The sequence below is a fragment of the Paenarthrobacter sp. TE4293 genome, assembly GCF_050435325.1.
Taxonomy (GTDB): Bacteria; Actinomycetota; Actinomycetes; order Actinomycetales; family Micrococcaceae; genus Arthrobacter; species Arthrobacter nitroguajacolicus_C.
In genome coordinates this window covers 63,293-75,819 of the sequence record NZ_JBNJRY010000009.1, presented here as the reverse complement: position 1 = coordinate 75,819, position 12,527 = coordinate 63,293, and the positions used below count along the sequence as shown (strand labels likewise).

Genomic DNA, 12,527 nt, shown 5'->3' with positions numbered 1-12,527 from the left:
GTAACGGTTCCAGCCGGGCACCCGCCCGGCGGTAGGGTTAATGGCATGACCGAACAACTTGCTGTTGCAGTGCTGGGCGCCCACGGGCGTATGGGAAGAGAAGCCGTCAATGCTGTGGAAGCAGCCGGTGACATGAAGCTGGTGGCCGCTTTGGGCCGCGGCGATTCCCTGGAAACCCTGCTCGACGCCGGTGCGGAGTATGTTGTTGACCTCACCGTCCCGGACACCACCGAGACCAATGTCCGGTTCGCCGTCGAGCACGGAATCCATGCAGTCGTAGGTACCACGGGATGGAACGCCGACAGATTGGAGTCCCTCCGTTCGCTCTTGGAGCAGAAGCCGGACACCGGCGTCCTGATCGCCCCTAATTTTGCCCTTGGGTCCGTGCTGGCGTCCGCGTTCGCGGCGAAGGCTTCGCAGTATTTTGAGTCCGTGGAAATCATCGAGTTGCACCACCCGAACAAAGTGGATGCACCCTCGGGTACGGCAGTCCGGACAGCACAGTTGATCGCTGAAGCCCGCTTGGAGGCCGGTGTTCCGGCCAGCCCGGATGCCACCGAGACGTCGCTGGACGGCGCCCGGGGCTGCGACGTCGAGGGCGTACGTGTCCACAGCGTCCGGCTCCGCGGTTTGGTAGCCCACCAGGAGGTCCTGTTCGGCGGACCCGGCGAGCAGCTGACACTGCGCCATGACTCCTTTGACCGGGCATCCTTCATGCCCGGCGTCCTGTTGGGATTGCGCAAGGTTGCAGCGCACCCTGGCCTCACCGTGGGCTTGGACGGCTACTTGGACCTGGGGCTCTAGGTCCATGGGGAACTTCTGGACTTCATTGAAGAAGAACCGCACCAAAATATGGGTCGGTGCCATCACCTTGCTGCTGGTGCTGTACCTCGTGGTGTCAGTGCAGCGCTCTTTCCTTCTGCTCGGTGACCCCAACCTGGTAGCCAAAGCAATCGGTGCCGCCTATCTGGTCCTGCCCATGGTCGGTGCCTGGGCCCTCATCCGCGAGCTCCTGTTTGGTGCCCGCACCGAGCAGATGGCCAAGGTCCTGGAAGCCGAAGGCGGCCTGCCCGAGGACACTTTGCCGCGGACGCCTGGCGGGCGGATCATCCGCGCAGCCGCGGATGCCGAATTCGAGAAGTACCGGGCCGAAGCCGAGGCCGCCCCGGACGATTGGCGCTCCTGGTTCAGGTTGAGCTGCGCTTACGACGCCTCAGGGGACCGGAAGCGCGCCCGGGCCTCCATGCGCGACGCCGTCAAGCTGTTCCGTACTCAGCCCACGACTGCGGGACGGTAGCTGCCCAGCAGTGACGCCTTGTGGGCCACCCATTCCAGAGGTCCACGGCGGCGGAGCAACGCGAAGCACACACCGATAGCCACGGCGCAGAGCGCTTGGGTCCAGTACATGCCTTCGTCCGTCCAGCCTTGGGGAAGTGGTTGGTTGGTTAAGCCGGACACCACCCAGACATGGGCTGAGTAGAGGCTCAGCGTCATGGCGCCAGGACCGCTGAGCACTATCAGGAAGTTGACCCCGATGCGTTCGGCCGCAGTTCCGAGCAACAGGAAGAAGCCCACCACGGCGGCAGCTGTTCCTCCGGTGTGCAGCAGGTCCAGGGTGGTTCCTGCGTGCGGGGATGCTGTGGCCAACCACCACCACGACCCTGATTGTTCCAGTCCGGTCAGATTAACCTGGAGCATGCTTTCCAGCGGGTACCCCCGGGTGGTGGGGAGCGCCTCCAGCGCGGCCCGGCCGCCCCATGCTTCCATGGCCAGGAACCCGGCGAACTTCGCGGCGGTGGCCACGACGATTCCGCCGGTCAACAGCAGCAACTGTACCTTCGCCGTCGTCAGTGCCAATCGGCCGATCACCAGGCCGATCAGGAGATATGAGATCCACTGGAACACGGGGTAATAGCCGGTGAAGAAAAGGTCTGCGAGCAGACGTCCGGGCGTCCCAAGGTCCTCGCTGTTGGGGTTGTGGCCCAACTGCAGGGGCGGGGCTGTGTTCAACAACAGGGGCCGGACCAGGTAAGCCACCACCGGTGACACGAGGACCCAGCCCAGTGCCCAGAAACAGAGTGCTTTGAGCCGCAGGCCAAGGAAAGGCAGGATGCACAGGAAAAGCACGGCGTAGTGCACCAGGATGACGGCGATGTTGACGTCGAGGCCTCCCAAAGTGAGCCCGACGACGGCAATCACCAGGGCGCGCATGGCCACACCACGCCTGGCAGCCCAGAGATCGCTGCCCTTGCGGGGCTCCTGCTTCCCTGTGCTCAGGGCCAGCCCGATGCCGGCGAGGACCGCAAACAGTGCCGCAGACCGGCCCGAAAACACCAGGCCAACGAACGTAGGCTCCCACGTAGGGGAGGGCCCGAAGGTTGGGATGAGGTGCGTGGACATCATGCCCAGAAGTGCTGCACCCCTGGCGGCATCGATCCCCGTGAGCCGGTGGGAGATCGCGCCGCCGCGGGGTGCTTTCCGCGGAGGCGCCGTCCCGTGCGAAGTCATGTTGCGATGGTCTCACAGCCAACTGTGAGCTGATCCGACGGGATGGAGGCTGCAGGGTTGATGCCCCATACCTTGCATCCGAACACCGACGGCTGCCGGCTCATGGCTGCCAGGCTGGGCCCACAACTGGCGGCGGTCGCCAACGCACGTAACTGACCCGGACTGCTGCGGCTGCCGGGACTGAACCGGCCGTCGCTAACCAAGACCTTGTCTTCGAATATATGTTCGAATACCATGGCAGGATGAACGATGTTCCCAAGTCGCCCGAAGGCCTGGCCGGGCCCATGAAAGCGATGAGTCCCGGCGTGGTCGACTTCTTGTTCAGGCAACTCGTGGCGGGCGAACCTCCTGAAGACAGCCAGTGGCGCCGTGAAGGTACGGTCCTGGCCGAGCAGCCGCCGGGAGCTGAATTGGCCCGCAGGCTATCGGAGACTGACGTCGATTCCCTGACGCCGCTGGAACTCTTCGAGTACGTTCGCGCTTCCCAGCGATTGGTGACATGGGCCGAACACCTCAAGGAGCGGGCTGTGGCGCAGTATTGCGCAGAGCAGCCGGCGCGGACACCCGGGCCTGCGTAGCCGGCATCGATCCGCCTTCGCCCGGAATAGGATGGCTGGGTGACCGTGACGCCACCGCAAGTCCCAACCCACCTGCCGGCCCAGGCTCCTGTGGCCGTGCCCCGACCCGCCGAAGAAGGATCGGCTGCGGCAACATTGCGGGCCGCCGTCGTTCAGTATGAAGCGCTGCTGTCCGGAACTGGGGCAGTGTCCGTAGAGGCAAACGTCGCAGCCCATGTGGTGTTGGTGGAGCAAGCGCATGCCCTTGGCGCACGGTTGGTGCTTTTTCCCGAACTCTCGCTGACAGGTTATGACCTTGAAGCCTTCGGTGGGCCAGGCGCATCCTCACGGCCGACCCCGCTCGGTCCACCTTCTCCGTGGCTCAGCGACGATGATGCACGGCTTCAGCCCCTCCGGGACGTCTGCGCCCGCACCAAAACCACCGCCGTCATCGGAGCGGCGTGGCGGGCAGCCGACCAAACTCCCCGGCTGGCCTCGCTCATCATTGGCCCGGACGGATCCGTGAGGCCGGTCTTCAAAACGCATTTGCACGGGGCGGAGAGGGATCTTTTCGTTCCTGGCAGCGGTCCTGAAATAGTCGATGTCGATGGATGGCGTGTGGCGTTTGCCGTCTGCGCCGACGCTGCTTATCCCACTCATGCAGGGGCTGCAGCCGACGCAAAAGCGGACGTGTATGCAGTGTCTGCGTTGTACACAGGCGGCGAGGAACTCCGTCTTGGCCTGCACATGGGTGCGCGTTCCATGGACCACCGGATGTTCGGACTGCTGGCAAACCTTGGCGGGGAAACGCCCTTGGGTGCGTCCTGTGGGCTGAGCGGGGCGTGGGGTCCGGATGGTGCCGCAGTGGCCAGGGCGGCCGGCACCGGGACCGAAATCGCCATGGTGACGTTGGGGCGGTCGCGCCTCCTTGCCTACAGGTCCGGCGCCGGTGCATGAGGACCATCACGCGGAACCCATTCTTGTAACAAGCCCGTGACAGGGTAACGTTTTTCTTATGTCTGACTTGCGCGCCCACACTCCCGCCCTTGGTACCCTGCTGACCGCGATGGTCACCCCGTTCACCGAGGACGGCAAGGTGGACTACGACCAAGCCGCCGCATTGGCAGAGAAGCTCGTCCAGGACGGTTGCGACGGACTCGTGGTCACGGGCACCACCGGAGAGACCTCGACCCTCACGGACGACGAAAACATTGGCATGTTCCGGGCGGTCAAAGAAGCCGTCGGTGGCAAAGCTGCCATTATTGCCGGAACCGGCACCAACGACACCGCCCACTCCGTGCACCTTTCCCAGCGCGCAGCAGAAGTAGGTGTCGACGGTCTCCTGATCGTCACCCCGTACTACAACAAGCCCAGCCAGGCGGGCGTCCGGGCGCACTTTGAGACCATCGCGTCGTCAACGGACCTGCCCGTCATGCTCTATGACATTCCGGGCCGCTCCTCCATTGCGATTGCCCCCGAAACCATGATCGGTCTGGCCAAGCACCAGAACATCGTTGCAGTCAAGGACGCCAAGGCAGATTTCGCCGCCGCAACCCGTGTCATGGCTGAGACGGACCTGCTCTTCTACTCCGGCGATGACGGATTGACCCTCCAGTGGATGGCGCTCGGCGCCGTCGGCCTGGTTGGTGTTACCACCCACGTGGCAACGCGCCGCTTCCGTGACTTGATCGACGCCGTGAACGCCAACGACCTCGCCACTGCGAGGACCATCAACTTTGAATTGGAACCCGTGGTTCGTGGAACCATGACGCGTGTCCAAGGCGCAGTAGCCGCCAAGCAGATTCTCAAGTGGCAGGGAGTCCTGCCCAACTCGGTTGTCCGATTGCCCCTCGTGGAGCCGGACGCGGCCGAGATCGAAATCATCCGCGGGGATTTGGCGGAAGCCGGAATGGACTTCAACGTCCAGAACGGTTCCGCCGGAAAGTAGCACAATATGACCCAAACCGCCCTTCCCGGACTGGTTACTCCGCCCAAACTGCCGAAAGGCACGCTGCGGATCGTTCCGCTCGGTGGCCTGGGAGAGATCGGCCGCAACATGGCGGTCTTCGAAATCGACGGCAAGTTGCTGGTCGTTGACTGTGGCGTGCTCTTCCCCGAGGAGACCCAGCCCGGCGTCGACCTGATCCTGCCCGACTTTTCGTACATCGAGGACCGGCTCCAGGACGTCGTAGGGGTCGTGCTGACGCATGGCCACGAGGACCACATCGGTGCAGTTCCCTACCTCCTGCGCCTCAAGGCCGATATTCCGCTGATCGGATCGCAGCTGACCCTGGCTCTGGTGGAAGCCAAACTTCAGGAACACCGGATCAAGCCGTACACCCTCACCGTTACCGAGGGCCAAGTAGAGCAATTCGGTCCGTTCGAGTGCGAATTCATTGCGGTCAACCACTCGATTCCTGATGCCCTGGCAGTCTTCATCCGGACCGAGGGTGGCACGGTCCTCCACACGGGTGACTTCAAGATGGACCAGTTGCCGCTGGACGGCCGCATCACGGACCTCCGCCACTTCGCGCGGCTGGGCGAAGAGGGTGTCGACCTCTTCATGGCGGATTCCACCAACGCCGACGTCCCTGGATTCACCACCGCCGAGAAGGAAATCGGTCCCACCCTGGACCGCTTGTTCGGCCAGGCGAAGAAGCGCATCATCGTCGCTTCGTTCTCCTCGCACGTGCACCGCGTCCAGCAGGTCCTTGACGCCGCAGCCAAGCATGGCCGCAAGGTGGCCTTCGTGGGCCGCTCCATGGTTCGCAATATGGCCATCGCCGCCAAGCTGGGGTACCTGGATGTGCCGGACGGCATCCTGGTGGACATCAAGAACATCGACACCATGCCCGATGACCGCGTGGTCCTCATGTCCACCGGTTCCCAAGGCGAGCCGATGGCCGCGCTGTCCCGCATGGCCAACGGCGACCACCGCGTGGTGGTGGGCCCGGGTGACACGGTCATCCTGGCTTCCAGCCTGATCCCAGGCAACGAGAATGCCGTGTTCCGTATCATCAACGGCCTCCTCAAGCTCGGCGCCGATGTGATCCACAAGGGCACAGCGAAGGTCCACGTTTCCGGGCACGCGGCGGCCGGGGAACTGCTGTACTGCTACAACATCCTTGAGCCGCTGAACGCCATGCCTGTGCACGGTGAGACCCGGCACCTCATTGCCAACGGCAACATTGCGCTTGAGTCCGGCGTTCCGTCCGATGGCATCATCCTCAGTGACAACGGCACCGTGATCGACCTCAAGGAACACAAAGCCAATATTGTCGGCCAGGTGGAGGTCGGGTTCGTGTATGTGGACGGTTCCAGCGTTGGTGAGATCACCGACGCCGACCTCAAGGACCGCCGCATCCTGGGCGATGAAGGTTTCATTTCCATCATCACGGTCATCAACCGCACCACCGGCAAGATCGTTTCGGGTCCGGAAATCCATGCCCGTGGTGTCGCTGAGGATGATTCCGTCTTTGACGAGATCATTCCCAAGATCAACGCTGCGCTGGAAGACGCAGTGCTGAATCACGCCGACCACACCAACCACCAGCTGCAGCAGGTGGTGCGCAGGATCATCGGCACGTGGGTCAACCGCAAGCTTCGCCGCCGCCCCATGATCATTCCCGTGGTCCTGGAGGCGTAGCCCACAAGCAACATGCATACCCAAGGGGGCCTGAAATCCGCGGATTTCAGGCCCCCTTGCGGTAGCGTGGCACGTATGGCGACCCGTACTACCTCCACGCCACGAGGCAGCTCCAGCAGTAAATCCGGCGGCACAGGCCGGGGCGCAGCTGCATCCAAAAACGGTGCAGCCGCGGCCAGGAACGGCCGGGGAAGCACCGCCCGCACCAAGCAGGCAGCCGCCGTTGAGCCCCAGGCTCCGCTGCCCCTGCGCATACTTTCAGGTTTCTGGCAGGGGATCGGGCACGTGGTGGGCGCCGGAGTACGGCGCATTGGCTACGACGTCAGCGATCTCGACCCCGCGGACCGCCGGGACGGGGCAGCCCTCTTCAATCTGGTCCTGGGCATCGCGATCGCCACGTTTGCCTGGTGGGGCCTGACCGGCTGGCTTCCGGACATCGTCTACAGCGTGGTTAACGGAACGTTCGGATGGATGTCCCTGATCCTGCCTTTCATGCTGTTTGTCTGCTCGTTCCGGTTGTTCCGCAAACCCCAGGACGGCCGCGGAAACAACCGTGTGGGCATCGGCTTCATGATCATGACGCTCGCCGGATCCGCCCTGGCCCATGTCATCGGCGGCCTTCCCACGGTGGCCGATGGCTTCGACGGCTTGCGCAGGGCAGGCGGCATGCTGGGCTTCCTCGCCGCAGCGCCGTTGGCTGCCATCCACGTAGCCGTTCCCGTGGTCCTCTACAGTCTCTTGGCGTTCGTCTCTTTCCTGATCGTCACCGCTACCCCGTTCGGGGCCATTCCGGCACGGATCCGGGGCGCCTATGAGCATCTCATGGGCGTTGACCTCATGGATGACTCCGGCAAGGACGGCCATGACCGCAGTTACCTTTACGAAAACGAGCCCACCGCCAAGCCAAAGAAGAAGAAGAAGCGCATGCGCCTCTTCGGCAAGGACGAAGAACCCGACGCCGGCCTTGAGGGTTACGTCGGAGACGAGGCTTTTGAGCACGCAATAGTCGACGACGACGACGAAACTCCCGCCGCGTCGGCGCCGCGCGTCCCGCCGGGCGTACGCCGCCCCACCCAGGCGGAGATCGCCGTCGGGAAGATCAAGGCAGCCCAGGGCTTGGGAGCCGTTCCCGGCATCGACAACCCCACCGAGGCCATTCCGGTCATCACTCCGGACGCGACCATGCCCGCACCCACGGTCGCCCAGGTTCCTGCCAAGCCTGCCGGGGCGCCGCTTCCGCAGACGCCGATTCCGCAACGCACGGAGCAGTTGTCCCTCGCCGGCGATGTCACCTACACCCTGCCGGCCTCCGACTACCTCACGCCGGGGTCCATTCCGAAGGAGCGCACGGAAGCCAATGACGCCGTCGTCGCCGCCCTGACGGACACGCTGACGCAGTTCAACGTGGACGCTGCCGTCACCGGGTTCAGCCGTGGTCCCACCGTGACGCGCTACGAGATCGAGTTGTCCCCGGGCACCAAGGTGGAGCGGGTCACTGCCCTGTCCAAGAACATTTCCTACGCCGTCGCATCAAGCGATGTCCGTATTTTGAGCCCCATCCCCGGCAAGTCCGCCATCGGTATCGAGATTCCCAACACGGACCGCGAAACGGTTTCCCTGGGTGATGTGCTGCGGAGCCAGAATGCCCGCCGGACCGACCACCCGATGGTCATGGGTGTCGGCAAGGACGTCGAGGGTGGCTACGTTGTGGCCAACCTCGCCAAGATGCCCCACCTGTTGGTGGCAGGCGCCACCGGTGCTGGTAAGTCGAGCTTCGTGAACTCCATGATCACCTCGATCCTGATGCGGGCCACTCCCGATGAAGTACGCATGGTCATGGTGGACCCTAAACGCGTGGAACTGACGGCATACGAAGGCGTCCCGCACCTCATCACGCCCATTATCACCAACCCCAAGAAGGCAGCCGAAGCCTTGCAGTGGGTGGTCCGGGAAATGGATGCCCGCTACGACGACCTCGCCAACTACGGCTACAAGCACATTGACGACTTCAACAAAGCAGTCCGCGCGGGCAAAGTGGTGCCGCCGGTGGACTCCAAGCGCGTCATCAAGCCCTACCCATATCTGCTGGTGATCGTGGACGAGCTCGCCGACCTCATGATGGTGGCGCCGCGCGACGTCGAAGATTCAATTGTCCGCATCACGCAGCTTGCCCGGGCCGCCGGTATCCACCTGGTCCTGGCAACGCAGCGCCCCTCCGTGGACGTGGTCACGGGCCTGATCAAGGCCAACGTGCCATCGCGGATGGCCTTCGCCACCTCGTCCGTGACGGACTCCCGCGTGGTGCTGGACCAGCCGGGTGCCGAGAAGCTCATTGGTCAGGGTGACGCCTTGTTCCTGCCGATGGGCGCCTCGAAGGCAATGCGCGTCCAGGGTGCGTGGGTGACCGAATCGGAGATCCACAAGGTGGTGGAGCACGTCAAGGGGCAGCTTCAGGCTGTCTACCGTGACGACGTCGCTGCCGAAGCCCCCAAAAAGCAGATCGACGACGACATTGGCGACGATCTCGAGGTCCTGTTGCAGGCCACGGAGCTCGTCGTCACCACCCAGTTCGGCTCCACCTCGATGCTGCAGCGCAAGCTCCGTGTCGGGTTCGCCAAGGCGGGGCGCCTCATGGACCTTCTCGAATCCCGTGGCGTGGTAGGCCCTTCGGAAGGCTCAAAGGCACGTGACGTCCTGGTCAAGCCGGACGACCTCGCGGCGGTGCTGGCAGCAATGAAGGGCCAGGATTCGCCGGCGGCGCCCGACGCCCACACTGCGGCCTTGAGCGACAACGCGAACTCGAACATCGCCGTCGGTGGCTATGCAGAGGACCTGGTGCAGGCGGATCTGGATAACCGCACACAGGCGATTGAGTACTACGACGGTGCTGACGGTCCCAACGACGATGATGAGGGTGGCGAGGACGCCTGGTCCCTCACGGGACGGTAGGTTCAAAGCCGTCGGTCCCAAGACGGTAGCCTAGAGGGGTGACTACAGCCGAGGGTGATAACGCGACGTCCAGCAACTCCGATGTCTGGAACCTGCCCAACATCCTCACGATGCTCCGCATCGTCCTGGTGCCGTTTTTCGTCTGGTTCCTGCTCGCTGACAACGGTGAGTATGGAATCTGGCGCTGGGCCGCCGTTGTGGCGTTCGCTGTGGCCATCTACACGGACAAGCTCGACGGCGACATCGCCCGGGCACGCGGACTCATCACCAACTTCGGCAAAATCGCGGATCCCATCGCAGACAAGTTGCTCATCGGTTCCGCACTGGTGCTGCTGTCCATCCTGGGGGAGCTGCCCTGGTGGGTGACCATCCTCATCCTGGTGCGCGAGTGGGGGATTACCGCCCTCCGGTTCGTCGTTATCCGCTACGGCGTCATGCCGGCCTCCCGTGGCGGAAAGCTGAAGACCGTGGTGCAAACAGTGGCCATTTTCCTGTACATCCTTCCGCTCAAGGCGATCGCCCCCTGGCTGGGTGACGTCGCCTTCTGGGTCATGATGCTGGCGCTGGCCATCACCCTGTGGACCGGCGTCGAATATGTCATCCAGGCACTTAAACTGCGCGCTGCGGGTCGCCGCGCATGACCCCCGCTGACGGTCCGGCCCCGCTGGCGGCGGCGGACATGGCGACGGCGGCTGTAGCCGCCGCGATCGGCCAGCACCTCACAGTCGCAACCGCAGAGTCCCTCACGGCCGGTATGGTGGCGGCGACGCTGGCGAACACCCCAGGCGCGTCCGGGATGCTGCAGGGCGGTGTTATCGCGTATCAAAACTCGGTCAAAGCCAGCGTCCTTGGCGTCCCGGAGGAACTGTTGGCCGCCGTCGGCTCCGTGGATGGCGGCGTTGCGGAGGCCATGGCCGACGGCGCCCGGCGCGCCTGTGGAGCCGACCTTGGAATATCCACCACCGGCGTGGCCGGCCCTGAGCCGCACGACGGCAAAGCGGTGGGAACCGTCTTCGTTGGAGTTGCTTCTGCGAACGGACGAAGCGCCATCGAATTCAGCTTTTCGGGGGACCGCCAGTCCATCCGGGAACAGGCCTGCGAGGCGGCGTTGGCGTGTCTGCTTGAAGCACTGGGTGAGGTTGGTTACCGTCCGTAAAGTAGTCGGGAACAAAAACTGATTGCCAATAGTTGTGTCATTGTGTCGCTTCGGAAGAGCCGGGGCGCCTAGGATGTAAAAACAGCCCGGTCCGCCAGCCAGCGAACCGGAAGAACGAGGGAGCAAGGCGATACAGATGGTAAAGCAGCCCGTATCCGTAAACGGCGTTGTCCGCTGGAAGGATGTGGGCTTGGCTGATCAGACACAGAGCGAACAGAAGGAGCGCAAAATGGTTGTACTACGCCACGAGATCGGTGATGTACTGCGCGATGTCCGCCAGCGTCAGGGCCGCACCCTCCGCGAGGTTTCGCACAGCGCCCGCGTCTCACTTGGTTATTTGAGTGAAGTCGAACGCGGCCAGAAGGAGGCTTCTTCCGAGCTCCTGTCCTCTATCTGCACAGCCCTGGATGTTCCGTTGTCCCACATGCTCCGCGAAGTCAGCGACCGTGTGGCAGTAGCTGAGGGAGTGGCGGTTCCGGACACCGTTCCGCAGGAATTCTCCCAGCGTTACGGACGCGACCTGGACCTCACGGACGACTTCCCGCAGGGAATGCTTTCCGGAGCCCGGTAACCGTTCCACCAGAATTAAGAAGAAGGAGGTCCCCAGCCGCAGGCTGGGGACCTCCTTCCGTTGTGCCTGCCGGGCCCGGAACGGCCAGGTCCACGTGAGCGGAATCAGGCGTCGGAAGATTTGCCGGAATCGGTGGGCTTGCCGGAATCGGCTGTGTCCGGTTCGCGCAAGGTCACATCCTTGAGGACGCCGTCTCCGTAAATGGCATTGAGCCGGCCCATGTAGTCGGCCAGCGTCTGGACATCCTCCAGGGGCCATTCGCCCAGGCGTTCACGGAACACCTGCCTGCGGGCGTCCTGGACCTGATGCATCTTGTCCTCGCCCTTGTCCGTGAGGCGGATGGATTGGGCCCGTCCGTCCTGGGGGTCCGCCTCCTTGTAGACGAGGCCGATACTCTCCAGGAAGGCGATCTGCCGGCTCACTGAAGGCTTGCCGACGCCGATGCACGTAGCAAGGTCCGTCAGCCGGATGGGCCCTTCCCGCCGAATGACGGTCAGCAGCCCATAGGCGGCGGGTTCCATGTCCGGGTGGACCTGGCGCGACAACTGGTGGGAGATTGATCGGGCGCGGCGCCAGAGCAGGCTCAGCTGGTGTTCAACCTGCTGGAGGGCGTCGTCCACGGCGTCGCCTGGCACGGCCTGGTCCGGCGTGCTCTGGAGAGGATTGCTCATGGCAACCATTCTAGAGTCCGCCTCCGTGAGAGACTCTATCCGTGAGGGCAAGTGACTTTTGGCGATTGATGGACGACGAATTCGGGGCAGGCTACTCCCGGGTCCTGGCCGGCTCCTTGGTACTCGCCGGGGTGGGCGGGCGGACTGCCGTGGAAGCACTGGCCTCCGGTTACCACCCCCGTGAGGTGTGGTTGGCCGTGTGCGAAGTCCAGGACGTTCCCCCGGAACGCAGGCTTGGCCGCGACATCAAACCGGCCTCCAACTGAGGACTCCGCGGCCTCCCACGCGAGGGACACGCCGGGCCATTGTTCGAATATCTGTTCGGATGGGGATATGCTCCTGTGAGAGGAAAATTGATCCCGAAGACCGCATTTCCGAGCATCCGGAATGCCCGGTTGTCCACATAGCCGGAGTCGGCTCATAAAAATGTCAGCGCACCGTAATAGCGTCTGACATGACAGGAAAGCGG

General features: G+C 63.7%; 13 protein-coding genes. 11 read left to right on the top strand and 2 right to left on the bottom strand.

The genetic code is table 11. The annotated features are described in order from the left end of the window. Window positions 1–45: 45 nt before the first annotated feature. Window positions 46–804, top strand: coding sequence for a 4-hydroxy-tetrahydrodipicolinate reductase (gene dapB, locus QF015_RS17705; protein WP_310201222.1), 759 nt, complete (start codon window positions 46–48; stop codon window positions 802–804). A gap of 4 nt (window positions 805–808) precedes the next feature. Beyond that, window positions 809–1,297, top strand: a complete 489-nt coding sequence (locus QF015_RS17700) for a hypothetical protein (protein ID WP_310201220.1) — start codon at window positions 809–811, stop codon at window positions 1,295–1,297. Here QF015_RS17700 and QF015_RS17695 read toward each other — a convergent pair. Further along, entirely contained in the window at window positions 1,273–2,508 is a 1,236-nt protein-coding gene (locus QF015_RS17695; RefSeq protein ID WP_429390317.1) for a heparan-alpha-glucosaminide N-acetyltransferase domain-containing protein, read from the bottom strand. The two genes, QF015_RS17700 and QF015_RS17695, sit on opposite strands and share 25 nt — an antisense overlap. Before the next feature lie 242 nt (window positions 2,509–2,750). On the opposite strand from QF015_RS17695, the gene QF015_RS17690 reads away from it, so the two are divergent. From QF015_RS17690 to QF015_RS17655, 8 genes are all read left to right on the top strand, one after another. After that, entirely contained in the window at window positions 2,751–3,086 is a 336-nt protein-coding gene (locus QF015_RS17690) for a hypothetical protein (RefSeq protein ID WP_429390316.1), read from the top strand. Between the two features lie 39 nt (window positions 3,087–3,125). Further along, entirely contained in the window at window positions 3,126–4,022 is an 897-nt protein-coding gene (locus QF015_RS17685) for a carbon-nitrogen hydrolase family protein (protein WP_429390315.1), read from the top strand. Between the two features lie 58 nt (window positions 4,023–4,080). Continuing rightward, the gene (dapA, locus tag QF015_RS17680) at window positions 4,081–5,013 is read left to right on the top strand and encodes a 4-hydroxy-tetrahydrodipicolinate synthase (protein WP_310201212.1); all 933 of its coding nucleotides are present in this window, start codon (window positions 4,081–4,083) and stop codon (window positions 5,011–5,013) included. 6 nt (window positions 5,014–5,019) lie between these two features. Continuing rightward, complete coding sequence (locus QF015_RS17675; RefSeq protein WP_310201209.1) at window positions 5,020–6,711, top strand: ribonuclease J; 1,692 nt, start codon at window positions 5,020–5,022, stop codon at window positions 6,709–6,711. Window positions 6,712–6,786: 75 nt separating this feature from the next. Beyond that, a complete protein-coding gene (locus QF015_RS17670; RefSeq protein ID WP_429390314.1) occupies window positions 6,787–9,660 on the top strand; it encodes a DNA translocase FtsK in 2,874 nt (957 codons plus the stop codon). Window positions 9,661–9,698: 38 nt separating this feature from the next. Further along, window positions 9,699–10,301: a CDP-diacylglycerol--glycerol-3-phosphate 3-phosphatidyltransferase gene (pgsA, locus tag QF015_RS17665; RefSeq protein ID WP_310201205.1), complete on the top strand. Its 603-nt coding sequence runs from the start codon at window positions 9,699–9,701 to the stop codon at window positions 10,299–10,301. Beyond that, window positions 10,298–10,816, top strand: coding sequence for a CinA family protein (locus tag QF015_RS17660; protein ID WP_310201203.1), 519 nt, complete (start codon window positions 10,298–10,300; stop codon window positions 10,814–10,816). Before pgsA ends, QF015_RS17660 begins: the two co-directional genes overlap by 4 nt. Before the next feature lie 136 nt (window positions 10,817–10,952). Beyond that, window positions 10,953–11,387, top strand: coding sequence for a helix-turn-helix domain-containing protein (locus QF015_RS17655; protein ID WP_024820363.1), 435 nt, complete (start codon window positions 10,953–10,955; stop codon window positions 11,385–11,387). A gap of 104 nt (window positions 11,388–11,491) precedes the next feature. Here the strand turns inward: QF015_RS17655 and QF015_RS17650 are convergent, their stop codons facing one another. Further along, on the bottom strand, window positions 11,492–12,058 hold the full coding sequence (locus tag QF015_RS17650; RefSeq protein WP_429390313.1) for a MarR family winged helix-turn-helix transcriptional regulator: 567 nt from the start codon (window positions 12,056–12,058) through the stop codon (window positions 11,492–11,494). Window positions 12,059–12,099: 41 nt separating this feature from the next. On the opposite strand from QF015_RS17650, the gene QF015_RS17645 reads away from it, so the two are divergent. After that, entirely contained in the window at window positions 12,100–12,324 is a 225-nt protein-coding gene (locus QF015_RS17645) for a DUF3046 domain-containing protein (protein WP_429390312.1), read from the top strand. Window positions 12,325–12,527: the final 203 nt, after the last annotated feature.